A 23,313-nucleotide genomic window follows, 5' to 3' on the forward strand; every position below is an offset into this window, starting at 1 on the left:
GGGCGCGAAACCGCGCCCGGCCCTTTCCTGGGCGAATTGAACAATGCTTAGCTATGTCATCAAGCGGACCCTGACAGCGGTCATGCTCGCCGTCGCGGTCGCCTCGATCGTTTTCCTGGCGCTCTATCTCGTACCCGGCGATCCCGCCGAAGTGCTCCTGTCGAGTGGTGGGGTCGAACCGCCGGCGGAAGCCGTGCGCGCCTTGAGAGTCGATCTGGGACTGGATCGGCCGATCTTCTGGCAGTATCTGGTTTTTCTCGCAGACCTTATGCGGGGAGACCTCGGACAGTCCTTTAGCAACGGTAACCCGGTTTGGGACACCATCATGGTGCGGCTGCCGCGGACGCTGGAACTGATCTTCTGCGCCACGATCATCTCCTTGATTGTCGGCATTCCCTGCGGCCTGATCGCTGCGATCCGCCAGGGAGAAGCAACAGACCGGGTTCTGTCCCTCCTGGCGAGCGTCGCCATGTCGCTGCCGATCTTCGTGGTCGGAACCGCGATGGTCTATGTCTTCGCGCAGAAATTCCACCTGGTCCCGGCAGGCGGTTATGTGGCCTTTTCCGAGGACCCGGGAAAGCATCTGCTCTTGTTGCTGATGCCATCGATTGCCATCGCAATCGGCTTTTCAGCGACTGTCTTTCGCATGTCGCGCGCAACGGTCGCAATGGTTCTGACCAAGGACTGGGTTCGCACCGCGCGCTCGAAGGGGATCAGCGAACGGCAGGTGATGACCTGGCACATTGTGCGTAATGCACTTGGTCCGGTGGTGACCGTCGTCGGTCTGCAGATGGGCAACCTCCTGGGTGGGTCGGTCCTTGTTGAATATGTCTTCAACTGGCCCGGACTCAGCGGCTATCTCGTCACCGCCATCGAGCATCGCGACTATCCGAGTGTTCGCGGCATCGTGCTCGTGGTCGCGACTCTCTTCATCTTCATCAATCTGGTTGTTGACATGATCTACATGATCCTGGATCCAAGGGTGCGTCACTGATGACTGTGCTGGCAAATCTGATACGCAGGCCCGTTGGCTCGCTCGAATTGAACCTGTGGCTGCTCGGTACTCTGATTGGAGCGGCTGTTCTGGGCCCTTTGATCTGGCGCGTCGATCCGACCGCCATGGATATCGTCGGCCGCTTTTCCGGGCCCTCCGCCAGTCATCCACTCGGCCAGGACGCGTTCGGCCGCGACGAGCTGTCACGGCTGCTGTACGGCGCTCGCACCTCACTGAGCATTGCCTTTCTAACGGCTGTTTTCGCCGGCGTGATCGGAACGCTCGCGGGTGTTGTCGGCGGCTATTTCGGCAGATACTGGGAGTTCGTGACCCTGAGGGTCTCCGATGTGCTGCTGGCCTTCCCGCCGATCCTTATGGCGCTTTTGATTGTTGCGTTGTTCGGACCCAGCGCCACGACACTAATCGTCTGCCTCACGATCCTCTATATGCCCAACTTCGCGCGAATTACCTATGGAGAGACCCTGTCCGTCAAACAGATGGAATATATCGAGGCGCAAAAATCCCTGGGTGCGAGGAGTCCACGTATTCTGCTGCGGACATTGCTGCCTAACATCATGGGTCCCATTCTCGTTCAGTTTTCCCTTACGGCGTCCCATGCGATCATCGTCGAGGCCGGGCTGAGCTTCCTCGGGCTTGGCATCGTGCCGCCGACCCCGTCCTGGGGGCTCATGATCCGGTCCGCGCGGGCGCAGCTTGAGATCAATCCTTTGGGTCTGCTCTGGCCGAGCCTCTGTCTGGTTCTGACTGTCTTCGTCGTTAACCGCTTGTGCGACGCTCTGCAGGCCCGGTTCGACCCGCGGACCGCAACATCGGTAAAAAAAGCTAAATGGGAGAGCCTGAAGGGGGCGGCTTCCGGGCGTTCCGGTGAACTGCCGGACATCAGGGAAGAGAGCGATGAGCGGGACGTGAAGGTGCTGGAGGTGAAAAACCTGCGCACGCAGTTTATGACGCCTGATGGACCGGTAACAGCCGTGGACGATGTCTCGTTCACTATTGAAGCGGGCAAGACTGTGGCGATCGTGGGAGAATCCGGTTCCGGCAAGAGCGTCACCTCGCTCTCTATCATGCGGTTGAACACGCCCGGGTCGAGCCGGACGGAAGGGTCGGTCAAACTCAACGGAAAAGAGTTGATGACCCTGTCGGATGATGAGTTCCGTGCCATCCGCGGCAATGAGATCGCGATGATCTTTCAGGAACCGATGACCGCTCTCAATCCGGTGTTGACGGTGGGGTATCAGATTTCCGAAGCCCTGATCGCCCATCGCGGCCTGTCGCGCGTCGAGGCAAAAGCGGAGGCCGTCCGACTGCTGGAGCGTGTTCACATTCCCTCGGCGGAATCGCGACTCAATCAGTATCCGCATAATTTCTCGGGCGGTATGCGCCAGCGTGTCATGATCGCCATGGCGCTTGCCTGCAAGCCTAAACTGCTGATCGCGGACGAGCCTACCACTGCTCTCGACGTGACAATCCAGGCGCAGATCCTCGAACTCATCAAGGAACTTCAGGAGGAAGAGGGCATGTCCGTCCTCTTCATCACTCATGACATGGGCGTCGTTGCCGAGATCGCCGACAAGACCGTCGTCATGTATGATGGCAAGGTCGTGGAGACCGGCGATACGGTAGATATTTTCGCCCGGCCGAAACACCCCTACACAAGGGCTTTGCTGTCCGCTGTGCCGAAGCTCGGGTCGATGAAGGGCAGCAGGAACCCGATGCGGTTTCCGGTGGTCGACCGGACCACGGGCGAATCCGACGTTCCGGAAATGGTGCCGGACACAGTCAAGCATTCCGAGCCTCCTGTTCTTCTGGTGGCGGATCTCGTCAAGCGCTTTGAAATCCGGTCGGGCCTGCTGTCACCTGTCACGGGACGGGTGCATGCGGCCGAGAAGCTTTCCTTCAACGTGAAAGCCGGCGAAACGCTCTCGATTGTTGGCGAGTCCGGCTGCGGCAAGTCGACAACCGGGCGTGCGGTGACACGGCTGACGGAAGCCGATTCAGGCTCCGTGCGGCTGGATGGCGTCGATGTGCTCAAGCTTTCCCAGCGCGAACTCCGCGAGCAGCGCAGGCATATGCAGATGATCTTCCAGGATCCCTTCGCGAGCCTCACCCCGACCCAGAAGGTCGGCGCGGCGATCGCCGAGCCGCAGATCATCAACAACCTGGCCACAAAAAGAGAAGCCGGCGACAAGGTAGCCGAACTGCTGGTGCGCGTGGGCCTGAAACCGGAGATGGCCAACCGCTACCCGCACGAATTCTCGGGAGGCCAGCGGCAACGCATCTGCATCGCGCGGGCGCTTTCGCTCGAGCCAAGACTGATTGTCGCGGATGAAGCCGTCTCGGCCCTCGACGTCTCCGTGAAGGCTCAGGTGGTCAATCTGATGCTGGATCTGCAGGCCAGCATGGGCCTTGCCTATCTCTTCATTTCGCACGACATGGCCGTCGTCGAACGGGTCAGTCACCGTGTAGCGGTGATGTATCTCGGCGAGATCGTCGAGATAGGGCCCCGAGATGCGATTTTCCAGAACCCGCAGCATCCCTATACGCGCAAGTTGCTGTCGGCTGTACCGATAGCGGACCCCTCGCGCAGCCGGCAAAGGCACAAGGTCTCATATGACGAGATCAAGAGCCCGGTTCGCTCCCCTGACTATGTGACACCGGAGCGTCTCTATCGCGAGGTTTCTGCGGGCCACACGGTCATGGTCGCGGATGAGGAATGGCCAGAACCGGTAACCAGGCCGGAGCCCTCCAGGGTCATGGCCTGATGGCGCTGGACACTTTGCCGCTGCTGATACCCTGCAAGCCGCGCAAGCGTGGTTTGCGACCATGTCTGATTGGCCAAGACAATCCACTTTCTTGGTCAGTCCACTATTTCACTATAAACGAGGCGAGGCAGTGCTAACGTGGAAAAGGCTCACAAGCTATCCCATCGCGATCGGCGTCAAGCTTTGACCAATACCCAGGTTCGCCGCGATTAGCCGGGGCTAAGCCAACGGCGCGGGCGGTATCGCAGTTAGCGAAGGAAACAATGTGGCGCAAGGTGACATTGCGTGGCCAGGGGCTAAATATTGGCAATGCAAAATAAACGGCAGCGACGAGCGCGACGGCTACAGCGAGAAGCTTGATCCAGCCGTGCCGCGCAGGCGAAGCGCTTGAGCGAAAGCTCTTGTTTGATACTGCTTTAAAGCGGTCTTTTAGGCGCCGTGCGTTTCGGTCCGGATGATCACGATCGCGATTTGGTGGTTTTCGCAAGGGCATGGTCAGTTCGTTTTCAACGTTCGAGGACGGCGCTTGGTCTAAATAGCCATCAAGCCTGTTGTTGCCCGGTTTCTGGTGCGACGGCGGTTGCCTTGAGGGATCTTCGGAGGCGAGCTTCGAGCCAGGGAATTAGGCTAAGCAATTCTTCAGTGTCCGACGGGTTTTCTGCGCGCTTAATCAGGGCATTGTAGGCACTGGCCTGTTCGTCCAAGAGAACGTCAGCCGGGAGCTTCACGCTTTCGTCCTTGTAGACTTTGATGACCAGAAGGCCGACCTGGCTGAAAACGGTTTGATCGATTGTTCGAAGGTTTGAGCTGGCCGGGAGTTTCATCGCGTCGGCGAACATTTCTCCTTCGCCTGTTATAAGCCAAGAAATACTCGCGCCGAAGACTGAATTGTATGCCTTCAGTACAGATGCTGATGGCTCTCTTTCTCCTCGCTCGTATCGAGCAAGGCTATTGGCGCTCAAACCCAATTTTTTTGCGAATACGTCACGCTCAAGATCGCCGACTGAACGTCGCACATCGCGCAATCGCATAGCTAGCGGCGTCTGTGGCTCGCTCTCAGGTCTGGCCAATACATCACCAATAAATACCCAAATGGATGTTTACAAAAAATCCAAACGGGTATAAACCTATCTTGTCGGCTCGAACCTTCGCGCCGAGTTGTCACAACAAAACCTAAGAAAACGGCTTGCTGCAACAAACCGTTTTCCACTTCAGAGAGGCCCCTCATGCCAAAGCCGATCGAGCTTCCCCCGAACGGATGGGACAAGGACTACATCATAGGCGAGCTTCACCGTCAGGGCATGACCCTGAGAAGGCTCGCTGAAATCCAGGGCATGCACCCCAACAGCTTTTCCCATGTCTGGACCCGTCCGGTGCGCAAGGCTGAAGCTGCGATTGCAGAGTTTCTGGAAACGCCGCCGCAGGATCTGTGGCCCGACCGGTATCCCATCAGGACCGCTCGAATCCTTTCTAGCAAATACGAGAAGCTGAACGCCAGCCAGAAACGCAGGGCCGCTCCGGACAGGAAGGCCGCGTGACACTGCGGCCTGGGTCCGGACATTCCGGCCCCGCCGTCACGGATTTTCTTCCTCCCCACCTTGCCGGGCGGTCCAAGTGACCGCAGAGCCGCAGCCGCCCGGTCTCTTTTTTTCGAAAAAATCTGAGGTCTGACTTGAGCGCGTATTCCTCCATCAAGGTTTCCCTGATCGATATTCCTGACGGACGGCTTCGGGGCGTGGATCCGGATTGGGCCGAGTGCCTGTCGGCCATGTTCCGGGAGACCGGCCAGAAAACTCCCATCGACGTCGTTGCGAATGGCAAACGTTTTTCGCTTGTTGCCGGTGCCCACCGCCTGGAAGCAGCAAAGCGCGCCAAGTGGCGTGAGATTGAAGCTCGTATTCTGGAACCATCGGCCGAACACGCTGCCGACGAGCTGCGCCTTCACGAGATCCTGGAGAACCTCGGCCGCAAGGATCTCAATGCCCTGGAGCGCTGCGAGGCACTGAGCGAACTGAAGCGGGTCTATGAGGCGTTGCATCCGCAAACAAAGCGCGGCGGCGATCGCAAGAGCCAAGCCGCTAGAAACAAAAAAGAAAATCAAACGGAAATTGTTTCCTTTTGTTTTTCCGCTGCCGAGACCACGGGATTAACAGACCGTGCAATCCGCATGGCTATCGCTATCTTCAACGGCCTTTCCCCGGAAACCCGCGAGCGCCTGAAAGGCAGTGTCTTCGCCGAAAAACAATCCGACCTGAAAGCTCTCGCGGACCTCGACGCCGAAGTCCAGGCGAAGGTCCTGGACCTCATCCTGGGCGAGCTCCCCAAAGCCAGGACCATCGCAGACGCCTTGCTGATACTCGACGGCCGCGACCCGGAAACCGCCACCGACCGGGTGTTGCGGTCCGCCTGCGACAATCTCAGCAAGCTGCCCAGAGCCGGCCGCATGGTCGTCTTCAAGCTCCACCGCAAGGAGATCGTCGAGCTGGTCAGGCGGGAGGGCTGGCTCGATGAGTAGAAAGACCCCGCGCGACGACTTCACCATCGACATGTTCAACGGCTGGAAGCCACCGAAAGTGTCGGTTGGATTTGAACCTGGAACAATCTCCGGCAACCGGCTGTCCTCGCGGATCAGCCGCGCCATCGCCAAAGCTCTCAAGGAGTGCGGCAAGGACCGGATCACCGTCGCCGGGCTGATGAGCGCGCGGCTCGGGCATAAAGTCACCAAGGACATGCTGGAGGCCTATGCCTCGGAAGCGAAAACCGGAAACAACATCACGGTGGAACGCTTTCTGGCGCTGATCCACGCCACCGGCAAGACGGAACTCCTGGGCTTTATCGCTGAGGACTTCGACATGGCGGTGGTGCCGCGCAAATACGAAAACGTCATCGAGCTGGCCTTGATCGAAGACCACGAGCGCATGGTCGCGACCCGCAAGAAAACACTCCAGATGCAGATCCGGAGTGCCAAATGAAGCTCTGGCTGACCGCTCAGGAAATCGCCGATCTCAGACTGGAGGGCTTTCCGGCAACCAAACGCGGTGTGCAACTGATCGCGGCGCGGGGCAACTGGGCGGATAGTCCGCTTGCCCGCAAACGTCAGGGCAGGGAAGGGGGCGGTGGGCTTGAGTACCACATGAACCTTCTGCCCCAATTCCAGCGACTGGATTATGCCGCCACCTTCGTGCGCATCGAGCCACAAGACTATCGGACAGAGACCAGCCGGGATCTGACCACGCGCGAGCGCAACACACGCGATGCCAAGCTGGTTGTCCTGAAGGTCGCCGATCGCTTCAAGAAAAGCTGCGAGCTGACCACCAGCCCTTCCGACGATCTGTTCGCGGAGCTTTATGAGGACGGCAAGGTCCCGGTTCCCGAATGGGTCAGCGAGCTCGTCAAGCGCCTTTCCGGCCGCACGCTTGCCCGTTGGCGCAAGGACATGCGGGCGGACATTAATCGCCTTGCGCATGATCCGTCCAAGGCCCGCAAAGGAACAGGGATTCTCGATACGGCCGAAGGTGGACAGCTGCGCGCCTATTGTCTGGCGCTTTATGTCTCCAATCAGTTCCTGAGCGCCAAGCACATTCGCACCACGGCGATCGCGAAGTTCGGCGAAACGGTTCTGGTGGAGACCGCCAAAGGTCAGGTCCGCAAAAAAATGCCGCCTTTAAGGACCTTTCAAAACGCTCTTAAAGTCTGGAAAGAGGGCGACAGAAACGCTCTCCTGAAGATCACCGATCCGGATGCCTACAAGTCCAAGGTCCGGTTTGCGGCTTCCGGCGCAAACCGGGTCGACCGGCTGAACGAGCGCTGGGAGATCGACGCCTCGCCGTCCGATGTCATGACCACCGACGGGCGCATGAACATCTATGTGGCGATCGATCTTTATTCCCGGCGCACCATCATCATGGTGACCACCACCCCGCGCGCCGCCGCTGTCGGTCTCCTGATCCGCAAATGCCTGATTGCCTGGGGCGTGCCGGAACTGATCAAAACCGACAACGGCTCGGATTTTTCTGCCCATGCAACGGTTCGGTTGCTGGATGCCCTCGGCATTGAACAGGACTTCTCAACGCCCTATTCGCCCGAGCAAAAGGGAATGGTTGAGCGCGTCATCGGCACCTTCCAGCGCGATTGCGCCGCGACCCTGCCCGGGTTCATCGGCCACTCGGTCGCCGATCGGAAGGTGATTGAGGCGCGCAAGGCCTTCTCCGCGCGGCTCGGCACCGACGATGCCAAGTTGTTCAATGTGACCCTCTCAGCCCTTGAGCTTCAGCGCGAGGCTGACCGTTGGGCGGAGGAGCAATACGCACACACGCCCCACGAAGGCTTGAAGCGCCAAACCCCCTTTGAGGTTGCTGCCCGTTGGTCCGGGCCAATCCGGGCGATCGACGATCAGGCGGCGCTCGATGTTCTGCTGGCGCCGGTCGCCGGCCAGGACGGCAAGCGCCGCGTTACCAATCAGGGCATCCGGATCGACGGTGAATTCTATTACACCGGCGATGTCATGCCCGGCCGGGATGTTCTTGTCCGCCACGATCCTGAAGATCTCGGCCGGGTCTGGCTCTTTGAGCCGGATGGAGAAACCTACCTCGGACAGGCGGTCAATCCGATGCTGGCCGGTCTCGACCCGGCTGCAACGATCGCCCAGGTCCGCGCCAAACAGAAGGCGTTTGAAGACGGTGCGCTTGCCGACATCCGCAAGCAAAAGCGGCTCATCACGCCGCGCACCGTCGCGGAGGCACAGCGCGCGGCCTATCAGTCCAACGCCGACATTCTGAGCTTTCCAAAACTCACCGAGAAGCACGAAACGGCAAAGACAAGGGCCGCTGCCACCGTCAAGGAAAAGCGCGCTCCCAGGCCGCTGTCAGACGCCGAGCAGAAGGTGATGGAGCAGTTGAGCACCACCCCTGTCACCTCGGCCAATGTGCGGCCTCTCAAATCAAAGGAAACAGCGGAAGACCGCTTTGAACGCGCCAAGCGCTTCAAGGCGCGGATCGCCAACGGCGAAGCCTTGAGCGACCCGGATGCGATCTGGCTGACCGGCTATCAGGCCGGACCGGAATACCGTGCGCGCAACCTCCTCTGGGAGGAAAGCAAGAAGCGCAAGGCAAACGTACCGCCCGCGTAAGCCTGGGCAAGAGAAAGGCCCCGAAAGCTGCAACTTCCGAGGCCCGGCATTCAAGTTTGAAGGACTGAAGAATGACGAACGCAAACCCTGAAGTCAATCGGGTGACAAGCTCAGGAGGCCTGGCAGCCCTGAAGAACGTCGCCCGCTGTCTCACCCTTGTCGAAACCTTGCGCACCCGTGGACCGCATCTGCCCGGCCTTGGCGTCTTCCATGGCTATTCCGGCTTCGGCAAGACCTATGCCGCGCTCTACGTCCAGAACATCACCGGTGCGCTTCGGGTTGAGGTTGGCGACAGCTGGACCCGGAAGTCCCTGCTGCAAAACATCTTGCGCGAAGCCAACCAGGAGCCGCGCGGCACCATCGCCCACATGACCGAATGCGCGATCATGGCGCTCGGTGATGACTTCAACCGCCCCTTGATCATCGACGAGGCGGACAAGCTTGCCGACAAGGGCATGCTGGAGCTTGTCCGGGAAATCCATGAGCACAGCCAGGCGCCGATCGTTCTGATCGGCGAAGAGCAGCTGCCGGCGAAAATCCTGCAGGTGGAGCGGGTTCACAACCGGGTTCTGGACTGGGTGCCGGCGGAACCCTGCGATCATGAGGATGCGCGTGCCCTGGCGGATCTGTTCTGCCCGAAGCTTTCCATCTCCGATGATCTGATCGACCTGCTTGTTCAGAAGTCCGCCGGCAAGGCACGGCGCATTCACGTCAATCTGAACCGGATCCTGGAGCACTCCCGCCGGTCAGGCGAAGACAGCTTTTGCGTGGGGTCCTTTGAACAGGGCTGGTTCTTCACCGGCGAGCCGCCGCGCCGCATCCGGAGGGCTGCGTGATGCCGATCCAGATGGAACTGAAGGTCACGAGCGGCAAACCGATCTACCGGGGCCACGATCACTATTGGAGCGTGATCAAGGATCTGGGCAAGGACAACAAGCTATTCACCCGCCACGAAGTCGCCCTTCGCTCGAACGACCGGGATGATTATTCGGTCGCCGATTACATCAAGCGGCTGCATGCGGCCGGCTTTCTGGAAATGATCGAGCAGCGGCTCCAGGTCAATCGCGGTGCCGGCAACTCGGTCTATAACGTCTACCGGCTGATAAAGCGCCAGGCCCTGGCGCCGGTCGTCAACCGGGACGGGACGCTCGGAAAACAGGGGCTTGCCCAGCTTCAGATCTGGAATGCGATGCGGGCTCTTCCAGGCTTCTCCCTGGTGGAACTTGCTGTCACTGCCTCAACGCCTGACGTTGAGATCCCGCGCGAGACCGCCAAACGGTATGTGACCCATTTGAACCGGGCCGGATATCTGCAGGTGCTGCGGGAAAGCAGCAACCGGGTGCAAGGCATGTGGCGGCTGAAGCCTTCGATGAACACCGGTCCGAACCCGCCGAAAATCCTGAAGACCAAACTCGTCTACGATCCCAACCGCAAGGAAATCATGGGTGCTCCCTTGGCTGAGGAGTGCGCCGCATGAGCACCGCTTCCAACATGCAGCAAAAGGCCGAGGCTGCCTGGGGTGGAACCCCGCCGGACTGGATCGCCGAGCTTGCCCGGTTGGCAGCCGCCAGGGGCCTGAATGCCTGCGCCCAGCGGCTTGGCTATTCGCCGACCACCATCAGCCAGACTCTCGGCAACAAGTATCCGGGCGATCTCACGAAGGTCGAGGAGAAGGTGAGGGGAGCCCTGATGGGGTCCACCGTCGCTTGTCCGGTTCTGGGTGTTATCGGCCGGCACACCTGCCTCGACTGGCAGGCCAAGCCCCGTGCCGTCACCAACTCGACCCGCTCCAAAGTCTACCGCGCCTGCCGGAACGGCTGCCCGCACTCCCGCCTGAAAGGATCTCATGATGCTTAGCTCTGATCTGCGCCTGCTTTCGCGCCAGCTCAACGAGTGGAAAGATGACAGGGGTGCGCTGAGCCTCTGCGCGCAAACCGCCTCCCGGGTCGAGCAGATCCTCGACGAATGCATCTCCATTGCCCGGCACCTGGAGGCCTCAAGGGTTCAGCGCTCGCCCATCATCATCGATCTGTCCGATCCGAAGATCGCGCTGTTCCCGATCGCCCGCCGGCCCATTCCGGTCGTGGAGCCGGTCGCCCCCGGGACCACCCCGGTCTCGGCCCCTGCAACGGCCACCCCTGTCACGCCGAGCTACTTCGACGACGACGGCGCCGCTTAAGCCTTTTTGTTCTGCGTTTAACGAGACTGCAAAAGGACTTTGAAATGACTGCTTCAATCCTCTCCACCCTCGTCCCCGAAGAAGGCATCAACACGGCCGGCACCGGCATCGAGGTCATCAACGGCCAAAACTACATGCGCGATGCCAAGGGCAACCTGGTGCCGCTGGAAAACGTCAAACCCCAGCACAAGCTGGAAGACGAGACCGTGCGCAAGATCGTCGGCTTTGCGGAAACCCTCTCGGCCCAGATCAGCCGGTTCCGCACTCACACCTTTGCCGATCTGCTGAGCCTGACAGCCTTGCTTGCCCAGGAATACAACTCCACCAAGGGCGGGCGGAAAGGCAACTCGACCTTCCAGACCATCGACGGCTGCCTGAAGGTCCAGGTGCAGGTCTCCGACTTCATCGACTTCGGCCCGGAGATCCAGATCGCCAAGAGCCTGATCGATGAGTGCCTGAATGAATGGGCTGCCGATACCCTACAAGGATTGAGACCATGAGTTACCGCGAACGCATTGCCTTTGCGATGTTCAAAACCTCCTATCCGGACAACATCGCCGCAAATATGTCGCTTGAGAGCATGCCGGTCACCCGCACCCGGATCGACGCCCACCTGGTTCAGGAAGTCGATACCCGCCTCGACTGGGGAAAGAAGCGGGATCGCTATCTCAAGCTTGCCGATGCCGCCCTTCTGGAGATCGACGCACTCGCACATGAGGCCGATCAAAACCGCCAGGGAAGAAAACAATGACCGCACTTGCCAAGATCCATGTCCTCAAATCCAAAGCCTGTCTCGATGACGACACCTATCGCGACATCCTGGAGCGGGAGACCGGCAAGCGGTCTTCCAAAGGTATGAACCAGGTCGAGCAGCTCAAGGTGATCACCGCCCTTCAAGCCATCGCCCCCAGGCAGGTCGGCCAGACGGTCGCCGGGTCCTTTGCGAAGAAGCTGCAGGCGCTCTGGATTGCCGGCTACAATCTCGGTGTCGTCGATGACAGGTCGGACAAGGCCATGGTTGCCTTCCTGAGACGGCAGACCGGGCTGGACCATCACCGCTTCCTGCAAGATCCGGCGGACGCCAACAAGGCAATCGATGCGTTGAAACTCTGGATCCGCAGGTCCACCGGCAATCAGGATCTCTTCACAAGGGATCAGAGCCAGCCGGCGCTTTACAACGATCACCGCTTCCAGGTGTGCAGTCACATCTGGTCAGAGCTGGTCAAACAGGACCGGACGCCTGTCGGGACATTGACCGCGTATCTGGTCGAGCGCAGCGGTCACAGCGACATTCTTCAGCAGACGTCCTCCGACTGGATCTCGGCCATGAACGCCCTTGGCACCTTGTTGAGGGCGTGCAAGCGGTGAGCGACGAGCTTCCAGGCCTGCTCGGTGATCTCGCCAGGATCGTCGGACTTGCGCCTGCCCTTGCCATCGCCGAACGTGTGGGCGGCACGCGGGTCTCCATCCCGGCGCGGGCGCCCCAGAACCACTGGCTGGTGGAGACGGTCGGCCGGGATGCGGCCGACACGATCTGCGACTACTTCCGCATCCTGACACCCGAAGGCCGGGAGAGCGGCGCAAGTCATGTGGTCATTCCCCGCGGCCCAACCGGCTGTCTGGCAAAAGCCCGGCGACGCCTCGCCCGGGAACTGGATGCCGGCACAAGCGCGAGAGAGGCAGCCCGGCGCGCAGGTGTCTCGGAGCGGGCTGCGTTCCGCATGCGGGCGCGCCGGCGCACTGCCGATGATGGGCAGGGAGATCTGTTCCTGCAAGATATGGGAAAAGTAAGTGACGGGAGGACGTGACCCCTCGCGGTCGCATTCGACCGGCACCATCGACTTTGCGCCGCCACGCATAACAAGATGCCCTGATTTTCTGGTCCTGGCAAATCCAGGTCAAAAGGCGGCATTGCACTGCCAGACCAAGACCCCCGAAAAAGTCGCCGTGGAGGCCGTTTGTGTTGCCGGTGGTCCAATGCCCTATAAAAATTCATGAACGCGCTCGGTGCTGTTTAATGCCTGTTTAATTTTGATCCTGTTCGTGGACCTCGACTGCAACAGACGACATTCTGATATTCCAGTGCTGCAAACACGCAGTGAAGGTCGCTGAAGGCCGACACACCACCTGCGGACAACGTCCTTCGAAAAAATCGCCGTGGAGGCCGCTTCCAGGTGTCGGAGGTCCAATCCCCTATAAAATTCCCTGAAGGCGCTCGGCGCTGTTCAAACCCCGTTTAAAATCGATCCTGGTCGCCGCCTCCACCTGCAATTGTCAGCTGGCGCTCTCAAATCCGGTCTGATAGGGTCAAACTCTTCCTGAAATTGTGAATTCTCCACCTTGGCTGACGACCGTCAGCCCTGACATCTGTCATCCGTCCGCTAGCGTTCTGACATCGCAAACGGGCCGCTCTCGTTTGCGGCTTTCCTCAGACAGTCAGAATGGAGCCCGTCCGATGAACGATGACCTTCTTCCAGGTGTCCTTGGTGAAATCGCAGACGTTGCCGGCATCCCCGCAGCCTTGGCACTCGCGGATAAGGTCGGCGGGACCAGGATCAATATTCCGGCGAGAGCCCAGGACGATCATTGGCTGGTCGAGACAGTCGGGCGTAAGGCTGCCGATGAGATCTGCGATTACTTCCGCACACTCTCCGCAGAGCACCGGGAAGCCGGCGCGCGGCATATCGTGATCCCGCTTGGCGCTACCGGGCCGATGGCGCAGGCGCGGCGGACGCTCATCACAGAGCTGGAGAATGGCACCAGTGCGCGGCAGGCGGCGCGCAAGGCAGGCGTGTCGGAGAGGACGGCGTTCCGGATGAGGGCGAATTTGAAGGAGGGGAAGAGGGCGGCGTGAGGCTGGTTGTTTAATGGTTGGCGGTAAATAGAGCAATTTGTGCAGATGCTGTTGCTCGTCGCTGTATGACAGACCGTGGCACTGGAGAATACTAGGGTTGGAAATGCTACAAATAGCATTTTTGTAATTCAATGAGTCTAGAATTACTCGTGCTACTGCACCTGTCTGCTCCTGTGAAATTTAATTTTCTTGTGAGAAGATTGGCACACGCGAATATTGGTCTTTGGCGCACAAGATGAACGTAATCTGCTTTGGCTTAGGGCCTTTGTCCGACCTCTAGTAGCTCTCGTGGCGCGGTACGTCCAACACGCTGTCGATGGCTGCAATCGCGGCAACGAGTTTCGCTCGGACTTGCAAGAGCTGGAAATCAACGATCACACGCTCCCGCCCGGCCATAATAAGGAAGGCTTCGAGAACAGTATCCGAGTGCTGCGCCAGCATCGCCAAGTGCGGGCCGCTTGGTCCCGTTTCTGCATTAAGCCAGTTGGTTGCTGTCCGTTCTGCTGCTCCAGTCCACCTGCGGATCGTCTTCACAGCCCTATGGGTTTGCCCGAGCTCTGACTTCAGTGCTGATGCGACAATAGCGGCGTAGGAATCGGGTGTGTATGGCATCGTCAAGACCTCCTGCAAAAGGTTGCCTGTTTTCTGCAATATGTTACCGGCGCCCAGCGGTTATGATTGACGCCACGGCGGTCACACGCAGAGCCCCATTCACCTCGAGCTCGTGTCCGTAACGAAGACTGGCGAGGCGACGTGTCCAACTTTGACCGTAACGCGCATAGAGACAACACGCATGACGCCGGTTTTGTGCGGGCGGTCGAATATGTCCGCATGTCGACCGAACATCAGAAATATTCGACCGAAAATCAGTCCGATGTAATCCGCCGTTACGCGGCAAATCGAGGCTTTGAGATTATCCGCACCTACAAGGATGCGGGGCGCAGCGGCTTGAACTTGGCTGGTCGCTCCGGTCTGAAGCAATTGATTGCAGACATTGAAAGCGCGAAAGCCGATTTTTCAATTGTGCTCGTCTATGACATCAGTCGTTGGGGACGTTTTCAGGATGCGGATGAAAGCGCCTATTATGAATATCGCTGCCGGCGTGCGGGTGTGCGTGTCGAATACTGTGCCGAACCATTTGAAAATGACGGTAGTATCGGCTCCGACGTGCAAAAGGTCGTCAAACGGAGCATGGCTGCTGAATACAGCCGAGAGCTCTCGACAAAAGTGTTCGCGGGCCAGTGTCGCTTGATTGAGATGGGTTATCGCCAGGGCGGCATGGCCGGGTTTGGCCTGCGTCGCGAACTGCGCGATGAACATGGTCGCCCCAAAGCTATCCTCGCACTGGGAGAGAAAAAGAGCATTCAAACAGACAGGGTTGTACTTGTCCCTGGTCCTGCAGAAGAAGTCGCTATCGTCCGCTGGATTTACCGACGTTTTGTCGATGATAGGCGCAATGAAGCGCAGATTGCGGACGAGTTGAACGAGCGCGGTGTTGTTACTGACCTGGACCGGCTCTGGACCAAGGGCACGGTGCACCAAATTCTCACCAACGAGAAATACATCGGCAACAATGTCTGGAACCATAACTCGTTCAAGCTGAAGCAAAAGCGGGTTTCAAACGACAGCGCCATGTGGGTGCGGGCCGATGGGGCCTTTGCCGCGATTGTTGAGACGACGGAGTTTGATGCAGCACGTTCAATTATCGAGGCGCGCACGCGGCATCTTACAAACGATGAATTGCTGGGTATGCTCCGCAGCCTGTATGAGCGGACGGGCATGCTCTCTGGTCTGATTATTGATGAAGCAGAGGATTGCCCTCCCAGTAGCGCATTTCACCACAGGTTTGGGGGGCTGCTCAAAGCGTATCAGCTTATTGGCTACACCCCGAAACGCGACTACCGCTTTATTGAAGTCAACAAGGCATTGAGAAAGCGGCACGCCGTCGTGGTTGACGAGACTATCCAGGGAATTGAACAAGTAGGTGGAACGGTGCGACGTGACCCACTGACCGATATTCTTACGATCAATCGAGAGTTTACTGTGTCTCTCACAGTTGCGCGTTGCCTACAAACGCAGGCGGGCTCACTGAGGTGGAAAGTGCGTCTGGATTGCGGTCTCGTACCGGACATCACGCTTGCCGTGCGCATGAGCTCAGAAAACAGCGCCGTGCGGGATTACCTGATTTTGCCGATGTTTCAGATGAATCGCTCTGTCTTGCGACTTGCGGAACGAAACGGGATTTGGTTCGACAGCTATCGCTTTGACACCCTTGACCCTCTGTTTGAGTTGGCTGAGCGCCTACCAATTCCGGAGGCCGCGTAGATGGATCTCCAGGACAAACGGATCGAACTAATTCCACTTGATCAAATTGCGATCCTCAATCCAAGAGATCGCAACCAAAAGGTTTTCCGTGAAATTGTTACCAGCATTGCCGAGGTTGGCCTAAAGCGACCAATCACGGTCACAAAGAACGGCAGCACTTATGCGCTTGTTTGCGGACAAGGGCGACTTGAAGCACTCCGCGAATTGGGTCAATCCGAAATCCCGGCCTTTGTCATTGAGGCCGACACCCAAACCTCGCTCATCAAAAGCCTGGTGGAAAACTGCGCCCGGCGCCACCATCCGGCGTTAGATCTTTTGCACGATATCGGCGGTATGAAAGAGCGCGGCTATTCAAACAGTGAAATCGCAAAAAAGACCGGCCTCTCACAAGAATACATCAAGGGCGTCGGTAAGCTTTTACGGCACGGTGAACAGCGGCTTTTGCATTCGGTCGAGGCAGGACAAATCCCGGTCAGTGTCGCTGTGGAAATTATCGATGCGGATGATGTCGGTATTCAGGAAGCACTACAGCAAGCCTATGAAAGCAACGTTTTGCGAGGCAGAAAACTGTCTATCGCTAAACGAGTGATTGAAAACCGGCATCGCAAAGGTAAAGGGCTCGCTCGTCCTAGGCGTGGCAGCCAAAAAGTTTCTTCGAACGCACTCGTGAAGGCTTATCAGGAAGATACGGACAGAAAGAAAATCCTGATCCGCACATCGGAAGCGACACGCAGCCGTCTCCTTTTCATCACACATGCGTTGCGAGAACTCTTGCAAGATGAGGACTTCCTTGCTGTGCTGGAGATCGCCGACCTTGGGACAATTCCCAAGCGATTGATTGATCGCATCGAGACGCAAGAATTGAAGCCATGAGCAATGCTGTAGTGCAAGCAGTTTCACTTGCGTTCGAACGGGACACTGTGACTTTGGCGCTGTCTGACATTGTGCCGCTTCGTTTGGTCTCGAATACGATCAAGAAATCCGCGAAATACGCGCAGATACGCTCCTCTATCTTTTATTCCGGCCTGGCTGAACTACCAGTCGTCGTGCGCAATCAAAATGATCAGGGCAAGTACCTTCTCTTGGATGGTCATATCCGGCTAGCTGTGCTTCAGGAATTTGGCGAGGATCATGTGACCTGCCTCGTTGCCAAAGACGATGAAGCTTACACATACAATAAGCGCGTGAATCGGCTTGCCACGATTCAGGAGCATCAGATGATCCTGAAAGCCCTTGAAAAAGGTGTGTCCGAGGAAGTTCTAGCGAAGGTCTTGAATGTCAATATCGGGAATATACGCAGAAAGCGGACTCTATTGCGTGGCATTTGCGTGGAAGTCGCAGAACTCTTGAAAGACAAGCATGTTCCGATCAATACGTTCAGAGAGCTGCGGAAGTTAAAACCTCTGCGTCAAATTCAAGCGGCAGAACTGATGATTGCTATGAACAAGTATTCCAATAATTTCGCAAAATCCTTTGTCGGCGCGACGCCTGCACTGCAACTCGTTGAGCCTGAAAAATCGAAAAAGATTAGCGGCCTTAGCGATGAGCAAATTGCGCTCATGGAGCAAGAATCAGAAAAACTGGATCGGGAATTCCGCCTCCTTGAGGAGACATTCGGACAGGATAACCTAGATTTGGTCGTTGCAACTGGTTACGTGAAGCGCCTGATCGAAAATGCGCAAGTCGTCAGGTATCTCGCAAAGAACTTTCCGGAACTGTTAGCCGAGTTTCAGAAGATTGCAGACAGTGCCGACTTGAATGGGATGGCGTAAGTCCACTCGCGCCGAATGTCTGGATGAAGCGATTTGCGTTGTCGACAGTTTGGAGCGCAGAGCCGAATTCAGATGTGACAGATCAAGAGACGACAACAGCCTTTCGTAGCAATTTACAGCAATCGCCCAAGCCATTGCCGGGCATCGACCGTACGAACTTGCCGACGCGCCACTAGGACCTGCTCATTGCCCGAATCAGGAAACCTTGGTGGAAGTACAGGTTTTCTAGGGCGGGACCTCGACACTGGTTCGCTTTCGCCACTTTGAAACCGTCTTCGGATCTGTCCCGTAAGTCGTGCTCAGTTCACTGGCAGAAGCTGTCAATCGCCGTGTTTCCGCTTTCTTCACAACGCAGTATTCGACACAAAGTCAGGTGACATACCTTTTGCAGCGGCTTGAACGAAGGACAAGAAGGGGCTCGACAGCTGACTGGCAGGTCTCGGCTGTCGATCCGAAGAAACAGACATTCAAAGGAGCGGCGGACACCGTCACTTCCGTCCCTAATCGGTCATTCGCCTACTGATATTCTGCTGCACTGCAATTCGCTGAAGCCGACATTCGTTACAGCCGCGAAGACGATTGTCCGCCAGATGCCGGCAGTGAGGGCGGAACTGCCAGTCATCAAATAAGAGGCTTCTCGAAATACACGCGATTGAAGCCGTTTTCGCATCTCCGAGCCACCTCGGAATATCCAAGTCTCAGATAAATCGACAGGTTCTCCTCCATCTTCTCGTTCGTATAGAGGCGGACTGCGCGTTTTCCGCTATTCCGCGCCTCCCTTTCACAGAAAGCAATGAGGGCCTTACCCACCCCACTGCCTGCTGATCTTGGCAAAACGGCAACGTTCTCCAAGAGAATATGATCGCCCTCAGCGTAAAAAACGATGAAGCCTTGGAAATCGCCTTCGTCAGTTGAGGCTATATAAACCTGACCAGACCCGATCTGCTCAACGAAGTCAGCGACCATGGGTGCAGGCTTGCGCCCAATTAGCGGTACATAGCGGGCATACGCCAGTTCGGCGCATTCCCTGATTCTCAGTTCGTCGCTGGCTGTGGCCTTCCGGATCATGGGCGCTCTTTTGTGTTGAAGTGGTGTCTTTCTGTGCCGGCAACTCTGCTGTAGCAATGATTGCTATCGGGCCTGAACTGCCGTTCACTGCCAATTCACGATGCTAAAACCAGCCGCAATAAATAAGACCCTATTTGACCATGACATGAGAGCGTTCCGCGAGGAGCGTGTCGCAGGGCGATGCGGGGCATCGGCCAAGACGCGCGACACTGCGCCATCAGACCACAACGTCAACAATCGCCTCTTCTCCACTGTCAGTCGTCATGAAGGTCATTGAGACGGCTTGCGCTTCACTGTCCGAAAGCCGATTGAAAATTCTGTCGCGACTGTTGGCGGGATGCCCGTCGATATAGAACTGAGAGGTCAGGACCTCTCGTCCGTCCTCGAATACTTTAACGTGAATGTGCGGCGTGCGGCCGGGATAGGTCACGGGCTTGATCGTGCGAAATTCATAGCTGCCGTCGAGGCCGGAGATATCGTGACCAAAACCCTGAAAAGCCGGATCGAAATCAATCGCTTGGCGGTCGTCAGTATGAAGGTACCTGCCGTTCATATCGCATTGCCAAATCTCGATCCGCCGATCCACAAGTGGCGCGCCGGACCTGTTGAGCACACGGCCTTTCAAGACGAAGACCTCGCCACCAGCCTCCTGGACGGTCCCTAGAATTTTGACAAGATCATTGTCCACATCGGCCCTTCGCATCGCAGAGGTCGGATAGAAAGGCCCTTCGGTCGCTCGTGGCGTCAGGTCGGCAGCGAGCGCCGGTTTCGCCAAAGCCGAAAGGCCGAGAACGCCAAGGGTTCCACCGACAAAGCTACGGCGCGATTGATTTGATTTTTCCATCTCTTGATATCCGGGCTGACGCGAGTGGGTCTTATACCATCCGCATTTGATAGGAAGCCATTCGGGAGTTGTCCGCCGTCTTGCAGCAAAAAAGACGGCCCAGGCCATCGTCAAATCATTTCAATCCGTTCCAATAGTCTGACGCAGAACCGGTTCCGGACATGGAGAAAAAGACGCCGTTATCGCTCTCAGCGCTCTTTGGCTTCTGCCGGTACTTGATCCTCAAAGCCTCTGCTGCAATCGAAGCCCCAACCTCAAGGTTTGAATGGTGTTCACCCAGGTTTGGATCAATCAGGCCATGCTGGTAACGGTCGACAAGCGCTTCAGGGAGATCAACCAGCCAGAAGTTTTCATCCGAATGGAAGGACAGAAGGATCGTATAAGGCTCAATCCCGTGCTCTTTGATCATTGCCTCAAGCAAAACCGTGCCGTCATCTCGTGAAAGGCCCAGCTCATCTCGAATGGTCTCGGATGCCACTGTGTATCTGTAGGCGGGTGGCGCCTTGCGCGGCAGTCGAAAGAACAACGGTGGCTTTTCAAGCAGGCTGGGGCAAAGGGCACCGACCTTTTCGATGAAGACGTTTCCGACGCCGAAGTCATCTCCATGAAGGGCAACCATGTGCTCAACCGATTTGTAGGCAATGTGTTCGTGCCCCGCGAATTCGGCTGAATTCCCGTCGCCGATCCAAACGTCGTTCTGGTAATCGACATCCAAAAGCGTGAATTCACATCCGGTGATCCCGATGCTGAAATTCCATTGGTGCTCGAAAAGCCGGTTTTCGTCGCCCGGATTGGACATCAGGATCTTGATCCCGACGACACCAAAGGGCGCTTCGCGTGAGATCATTTTTTCAACGGCGCCGTCCCGGGTATCAAAGCTGGTGGAGGTGTTCCACAAGTCGATGAGATGAGATTGGAACTCCGAGGCGATCGTATCAATCAGTCTCTCGACGCGGCCCTTACTTGCTGACACATCAGTCTCCGGCATCTGTTTTGTGAGCAGCTGGTATGCAGTTGTTTCCGGCCCATTCCCATCATTCGCATAAAATGAAGCGTTTGTCTGGTGTTGTTGTTTTCCCGTCCGCCATGGATCGGGCAGGGCGAGCCACTCCTATGGAAGGCCGTGCCGCCTCACAAAGCCCTTGCCATCACGGATCCCATGCGCCGAACAAACTCCACAGGTTCCAACGGATCTTCTCCCTCGACAATTCGAGCTTGATCCAACAACAAATGTGCTGCGTCCGTCAGAAGGTCGTCTGACTTTGCGTCATCAGAATTGGCGCGTTCAGCAAGTTTCATGATGATCTGATGGTTCGGATTTAGCTCGAGCACGCGCGGCATGCCTTGCTGCAACTGCCCGTGCTTCTTGAGCAGCCTTTCAAGATTCACATCCATGTCGCCTTCATCGGCGATCAGGCACACCGGGCTCTCCGTGAGGCGCTTGGAGGAACGCACATCCTTGACCGTGTCACCCAGCTCCAGCTTGATTGACGCGATCAGCGCCGTCAGACCTGCCGAATCCGCCTCATCCTTGTCATCGTCAGTTTCAGTCTCGGATTCGATCTTGTCCAGATCCGCGGCGCCGCGCGTGATCGACTTGAACGGCTTGTCCTCGAACTCGGTGACATGTTGCAGCCAGAACTCATCCACCTGATCGGACAGCAGCAGCACTTCGACACCCTTGGCCCTGAAGCCTTCAAGATGCGGGGATTGCTGAATCTTGGCAGCATCTTCGCCGGCAATGTAATAGATGGCGTCCTGCCCGTCCTTGCACCGGCTGACGTAGTCGCTCAAGGTGGTCAGAGCGCTGTTTTCCGTGGAGGCAAAGCGGCAGATCTCCAGAATTCGGTCGCGCAGCGCGGGGTCTTCAACCAGCCCCTCTTTCAACACAGCCCCGAAGTTGCCCCAGAACGCAGCGTAGTCCTCAGGTGTTTTGCCGGCCTTTTTCTTGAGTTCGCTCAGGACTTTTTTTGTAATCGACGTCTTGATTTTAGCCAGCATCGGATCCGTCTGAAGCATCTCACGGGAGACGTTCAAGGACAGGTCCTGTGAATCAACAATACCGCGCAGGAACCGCAGGTAGGTCGGAATCAGGTCCTTGGTGGTGTCGGAAATGAACACCCGGTTCACGTAAAGCTTCACATGGCTTTTGCGTTCGGCATCGAACAAATCGAATGGGGCGGTTGAGGGGACGAACAGCAGGGTCGTATGGTTGACCGCGCCTTCGACCTGATTGTGCATCACGTGCCACGGCTCATCGAAAGCGTGCGCGGTGTGGTGGTAGAACTCGGTATATTGTTCCCTGGTGATCTCTTTTGAAGGACGCACCCAGATCGCAGCGGCTGAATTCAGGCTTTCATCGCCCAGTTTCACCGGAAAGCTGATGTGGTCCGAGTAGGTTCGGATGATGTGCTTGACCCGGATCTCTTCCAGGAACTCCCTGGCATCCTTCTTAATCTTCAAGAGAACAGTGGTGCCGCAGGTTTCCCGGTTGCCGGGCTCGATGGTGAATTCCCCTTTGCCGTCCGAAGACCAGAACCAGCTTTCTGCTTCACCAGCCTTGCGCGTCAGCACATCCACGCGTTCGGCGACCATAAAGGCCGAATAGAAGCCAACGCCGAATTGGCCAATCAGACCAACCTGATCTTTTTCTTCCGCTTTCAGCGCTTCCAGAAACGCCCCTGTTCCCGATTTTGCAATTGTTCCCAAAGTCGCCAACAGGTCTTCATGGTTCATGCCGATGCCGTTGTCAGCCACCGACAGCGTCTTGGCCTTGCTGTCGATCTCCAGCGTAATCGCCATTTCCTCCGATCCTTGCGACAGGGCGGTGTCTGTCAGCGCAGCATAACGAAGCTTGTCACACGCATCCGAAGCATTGGAGACCAGCTCACGGAGGAAAACCTCGCGGTTGGAATAGAGCGAACTGGCCACAATATCGAGAAGCTGACCCACCTCTGTCTGAAACGAGAATGTCGTTTTCTTGTTGTCGTCGCTCATTGTTCGTTCCTTCGCGTTCTCTTATGGGGTCAGCCTAAAGCAGCGCGAATATAGGAAAATTGATCGATTGTGCAAGAAGGTGAAACCAACCGTTAGGGGAGGCAGACAGCTGAGGTTGCACGGTACCGCAAGAGTCATGATCGCTGTGTCTGGCCCATTCCGGTCATTCGTTCAGTTTGCAACTAGGGACTGCTCTCCGCCCATCCGGTGAATTCGCTGCGCCCTAAATGAACGTCAGCTTTCAGGACCCAATTGAGAACCGTCGAACGTCCGATTGGGAGGCGCGTTGCTCACAGAGTGCAAACGCCGGAACCGGCTGATCAGATCCGGGACCGTTTGCCGATATGCTGGTCCAGGAAACGAAATGGA

The 23,313-nt window shown here is 57.3% G+C and carries 25 protein-coding genes and 1 pseudogene; 19 read left to right on the plus strand and 7 right to left on the minus strand.

What is annotated here, in order from left to right; all coding sequences use genetic code 11:
- Positions 1-43 precede the first annotated feature (43 nt).
- The 3 genes and pseudogenes from OA90_RS13825 (at position 44) to OA90_RS13830 (ending at position 3,777) form a co-directional block, all read left to right on the plus strand.
- Entirely contained in the window at positions 44-994 is a 951-nt protein-coding gene (locus OA90_RS13825) for an ABC transporter permease (protein WP_068412568.1), read from the plus strand.
- 125 nt (positions 995-1,119) lie between these two features.
- Positions 1,120-1,806, plus strand: a pseudogene (locus OA90_RS29510) (ABC transporter permease); the annotation flags it as partial.
- 129 nt (positions 1,807-1,935) lie between these two features.
- Positions 1,936-3,777, plus strand: a complete 1,842-nt coding sequence (locus OA90_RS13830) for an ABC transporter ATP-binding protein (protein ID WP_347876836.1) — start codon at positions 1,936-1,938, stop codon at positions 3,775-3,777.
- Positions 3,778-3,910: 133 nt separating this feature from the next.
- On the opposite strand, the gene OA90_RS28030 is transcribed toward OA90_RS13830, so the two are convergent.
- Both OA90_RS28030 and OA90_RS13835 read right to left on the minus strand, forming a co-directional pair.
- On the minus strand, positions 3,911-4,270 hold the full coding sequence (locus OA90_RS28030) for an excalibur calcium-binding domain-containing protein (RefSeq protein WP_082837044.1): 360 nt from the start codon (positions 4,268-4,270) through the stop codon (positions 3,911-3,913).
- Between the two features lie 49 nt (positions 4,271-4,319).
- Positions 4,320-4,808: a helix-turn-helix transcriptional regulator gene (locus OA90_RS13835; protein ID WP_082837045.1), complete on the minus strand. Its 489-nt coding sequence runs from the start codon at positions 4,806-4,808 to the stop codon at positions 4,320-4,322.
- Between the two features lie 195 nt (positions 4,809-5,003).
- Between OA90_RS13835 and OA90_RS13840 the strand changes: the two genes are divergently transcribed.
- The 13 genes from OA90_RS13840 (at position 5,004) to OA90_RS13900 (ending at position 13,938) form a co-directional block, all read left to right on the plus strand.
- Positions 5,004-5,315 (plus strand): helix-turn-helix transcriptional regulator, encoded by a 312-nt coding sequence (locus OA90_RS13840; protein WP_068412571.1) that lies wholly within the window; start codon positions 5,004-5,006, stop codon positions 5,313-5,315.
- Positions 5,316-5,449: 134 nt separating this feature from the next.
- A complete protein-coding gene (locus tag OA90_RS13845; protein WP_068412574.1) occupies positions 5,450-6,292 on the plus strand; it encodes a ParB N-terminal domain-containing protein in 843 nt (280 codons plus the stop codon).
- Complete coding sequence (locus OA90_RS13850; protein WP_208986128.1) at positions 6,285-6,749, plus strand: hypothetical protein; 465 nt, start codon at positions 6,285-6,287, stop codon at positions 6,747-6,749. Before OA90_RS13845 ends, OA90_RS13850 begins: the two co-directional genes overlap by 8 nt.
- Complete coding sequence (locus OA90_RS13855; RefSeq protein ID WP_068412577.1) at positions 6,746-8,905, plus strand: DDE-type integrase/transposase/recombinase; 2,160 nt, start codon at positions 6,746-6,748, stop codon at positions 8,903-8,905. Before OA90_RS13850 ends, OA90_RS13855 begins: the two co-directional genes overlap by 4 nt.
- A 71-nt stretch (positions 8,906-8,976) precedes the next feature.
- Positions 8,977-9,741 (plus strand): AAA family ATPase, encoded by a 765-nt coding sequence (locus OA90_RS13860; protein WP_068412580.1) that lies wholly within the window; start codon positions 8,977-8,979, stop codon positions 9,739-9,741.
- Positions 9,741-10,382, plus strand: a complete 642-nt coding sequence (locus tag OA90_RS13865; RefSeq protein ID WP_068412583.1) for a hypothetical protein — start codon at positions 9,741-9,743, stop codon at positions 10,380-10,382. Before OA90_RS13860 ends, OA90_RS13865 begins: the two co-directional genes overlap by 1 nt.
- Positions 10,379-10,762 carry a transcriptional regulator gene (locus OA90_RS13870; RefSeq protein ID WP_068412586.1) on the plus strand — a complete coding sequence of 128 codons (384 nt, stop codon included), beginning with the start codon at positions 10,379-10,381 and terminating at the stop codon, positions 10,760-10,762. Before OA90_RS13865 ends, OA90_RS13870 begins: the two co-directional genes overlap by 4 nt.
- On the plus strand, positions 10,755-11,084 hold the full coding sequence (locus OA90_RS13875) for a hypothetical protein (RefSeq protein WP_208986130.1): 330 nt from the start codon (positions 10,755-10,757) through the stop codon (positions 11,082-11,084). Before OA90_RS13870 ends, OA90_RS13875 begins: the two co-directional genes overlap by 8 nt.
- A gap of 44 nt (positions 11,085-11,128) precedes the next feature.
- A complete protein-coding gene (locus tag OA90_RS13880; protein ID WP_208986131.1) occupies positions 11,129-11,584 on the plus strand; it encodes a DUF3164 family protein in 456 nt (151 codons plus the stop codon).
- Positions 11,581-11,835, plus strand: a complete 255-nt coding sequence (locus OA90_RS13885) for a hypothetical protein (protein ID WP_068412593.1) — start codon at positions 11,581-11,583, stop codon at positions 11,833-11,835. The genes OA90_RS13880 and OA90_RS13885 overlap by 4 nt, the downstream gene beginning before the upstream one ends.
- The gene (locus OA90_RS13890) at positions 11,832-12,452 is read left to right on the plus strand and encodes a regulatory protein GemA (protein WP_068412596.1); all 621 of its coding nucleotides are present in this window, start codon (positions 11,832-11,834) and stop codon (positions 12,450-12,452) included. Before OA90_RS13885 ends, OA90_RS13890 begins: the two co-directional genes overlap by 4 nt.
- On the plus strand, positions 12,449-12,892 hold the full coding sequence (locus OA90_RS13895; protein ID WP_068412599.1) for a hypothetical protein: 444 nt from the start codon (positions 12,449-12,451) through the stop codon (positions 12,890-12,892). Before OA90_RS13890 ends, OA90_RS13895 begins: the two co-directional genes overlap by 4 nt.
- Before the next feature lie 647 nt (positions 12,893-13,539).
- Entirely contained in the window at positions 13,540-13,938 is a 399-nt protein-coding gene (locus OA90_RS13900) for a hypothetical protein (protein ID WP_068412602.1), read from the plus strand.
- Between the two features lie 276 nt (positions 13,939-14,214).
- On the opposite strand, the gene OA90_RS13905 is transcribed toward OA90_RS13900, so the two are convergent.
- A complete protein-coding gene (locus tag OA90_RS13905) occupies positions 14,215-14,550 on the minus strand; it encodes a hypothetical protein (protein ID WP_068412999.1) in 336 nt (111 codons plus the stop codon).
- Positions 14,551-14,691: 141 nt separating this feature from the next.
- Between OA90_RS13905 and OA90_RS13910 the strand changes: the two genes are divergently transcribed.
- The 3 genes from OA90_RS13910 to OA90_RS13920 are packed head-to-tail and all read left to right on the plus strand — an operon-like array spanning position 14,692 to position 18,035.
- On the plus strand, positions 14,692-16,263 hold the full coding sequence (locus tag OA90_RS13910; RefSeq protein ID WP_279625815.1) for a recombinase family protein: 1,572 nt from the start codon (positions 14,692-14,694) through the stop codon (positions 16,261-16,263).
- Complete coding sequence (locus OA90_RS13915) at positions 16,264-17,136, plus strand: plasmid partitioning protein RepB C-terminal domain-containing protein (RefSeq protein WP_068412605.1); 873 nt, start codon at positions 16,264-16,266, stop codon at positions 17,134-17,136. It begins immediately after the preceding gene.
- Entirely contained in the window at positions 17,133-18,035 is a 903-nt protein-coding gene (locus OA90_RS13920) for a plasmid partitioning protein RepB C-terminal domain-containing protein (RefSeq protein WP_068412608.1), read from the plus strand. Before OA90_RS13915 ends, OA90_RS13920 begins: the two co-directional genes overlap by 4 nt.
- 621 nt (positions 18,036-18,656) lie before the next feature.
- Here OA90_RS13920 and OA90_RS13925 read toward each other — a convergent pair.
- From OA90_RS13925 to htpG, 4 genes are all read right to left on the minus strand, one after another.
- Entirely contained in the window at positions 18,657-19,103 is a 447-nt protein-coding gene (locus OA90_RS13925; protein WP_068412613.1) for a GNAT family N-acetyltransferase, read from the minus strand.
- A gap of 217 nt (positions 19,104-19,320) precedes the next feature.
- On the minus strand, positions 19,321-20,055 hold the full coding sequence (locus OA90_RS13930) for a hypothetical protein (protein WP_199823710.1): 735 nt from the start codon (positions 20,053-20,055) through the stop codon (positions 19,321-19,323).
- 7 nt (positions 20,056-20,062) lie between these two features.
- Entirely contained in the window at positions 20,063-20,920 is an 858-nt protein-coding gene (locus tag OA90_RS13935; protein ID WP_156510498.1) for a hypothetical protein, read from the minus strand.
- A 158-nt stretch (positions 20,921-21,078) separates the two neighbouring features.
- On the minus strand, positions 21,079-22,944 hold the full coding sequence (gene htpG / locus OA90_RS13940; protein WP_068412622.1) for a molecular chaperone HtpG: 1,866 nt from the start codon (positions 22,942-22,944) through the stop codon (positions 21,079-21,081).
- Positions 22,945-23,313: the final 369 nt, after the last annotated feature.

Source organism: Labrenzia sp. OB1 (genome assembly GCF_001624695.1).
Taxonomy (GTDB): domain Bacteria; phylum Pseudomonadota; class Alphaproteobacteria; order Rhizobiales; family Stappiaceae; genus Roseibium.

Excerpts from the sequence above, each read along its gene's own strand:
- OA90_RS13825 (WP_068412568.1), top strand. The coding sequence starts at position 44 with ATGCTTAGCTATGTCATCAAGCGGACCCTGACAGCGGTCATGCTCGCC.
- OA90_RS28030 (WP_082837044.1), bottom strand. The coding sequence starts at position 4,270 with ATGCCCTTGCGAAAACCACCAAATCGCGATCGTGATCATCCGGACCGA.
- OA90_RS13835 (WP_082837045.1), bottom strand. The coding sequence starts at position 4,808 with ATGCGATTGCGCGATGTGCGACGTTCAGTCGGCGATCTTGAGCGTGAC.
- OA90_RS13840 (WP_068412571.1), top strand. The coding sequence starts at position 5,004 with ATGCCAAAGCCGATCGAGCTTCCCCCGAACGGATGGGACAAGGACTAC.
- OA90_RS13850 (WP_208986128.1), top strand. The coding sequence starts at position 6,285 with ATGAGTAGAAAGACCCCGCGCGACGACTTCACCATCGACATGTTCAAC.
- OA90_RS13855 (WP_068412577.1), top strand. The coding sequence starts at position 6,746 with ATGAAGCTCTGGCTGACCGCTCAGGAAATCGCCGATCTCAGACTGGAG.
- OA90_RS13860 (WP_068412580.1), top strand. The coding sequence starts at position 8,977 with ATGACGAACGCAAACCCTGAAGTCAATCGGGTGACAAGCTCAGGAGGC.
- OA90_RS13865 (WP_068412583.1), top strand. The coding sequence starts at position 9,741 with ATGCCGATCCAGATGGAACTGAAGGTCACGAGCGGCAAACCGATCTAC.
- OA90_RS13870 (WP_068412586.1), top strand. The coding sequence starts at position 10,379 with ATGAGCACCGCTTCCAACATGCAGCAAAAGGCCGAGGCTGCCTGGGGT.
- OA90_RS13875 (WP_208986130.1), top strand. The coding sequence starts at position 10,755 with ATGCTTAGCTCTGATCTGCGCCTGCTTTCGCGCCAGCTCAACGAGTGG.
- OA90_RS13880 (WP_208986131.1), top strand. The coding sequence starts at position 11,129 with ATGACTGCTTCAATCCTCTCCACCCTCGTCCCCGAAGAAGGCATCAAC.
- OA90_RS13885 (WP_068412593.1), top strand. The coding sequence starts at position 11,581 with ATGAGTTACCGCGAACGCATTGCCTTTGCGATGTTCAAAACCTCCTAT.
- OA90_RS13890 (WP_068412596.1), top strand. The coding sequence starts at position 11,832 with ATGACCGCACTTGCCAAGATCCATGTCCTCAAATCCAAAGCCTGTCTC.
- OA90_RS13900 (WP_068412602.1), top strand. The coding sequence starts at position 13,540 with ATGAACGATGACCTTCTTCCAGGTGTCCTTGGTGAAATCGCAGACGTT.
- OA90_RS13905 (WP_068412999.1), bottom strand. The coding sequence starts at position 14,550 with ATGCCATACACACCCGATTCCTACGCCGCTATTGTCGCATCAGCACTG.
- OA90_RS13915 (WP_068412605.1), top strand. The coding sequence starts at position 16,264 with ATGGATCTCCAGGACAAACGGATCGAACTAATTCCACTTGATCAAATT.
- OA90_RS13920 (WP_068412608.1), top strand. The coding sequence starts at position 17,133 with ATGAGCAATGCTGTAGTGCAAGCAGTTTCACTTGCGTTCGAACGGGAC.
- OA90_RS13925 (WP_068412613.1), bottom strand. The coding sequence starts at position 19,103 with ATGATCCGGAAGGCCACAGCCAGCGACGAACTGAGAATCAGGGAATGC.
- OA90_RS13930 (WP_199823710.1), bottom strand. The coding sequence starts at position 20,055 with ATGGCCTGGGCCGTCTTTTTTGCTGCAAGACGGCGGACAACTCCCGAA.
- htpG (WP_068412622.1), bottom strand. The coding sequence starts at position 22,944 with ATGAGCGACGACAACAAGAAAACGACATTCTCGTTTCAGACAGAGGTG.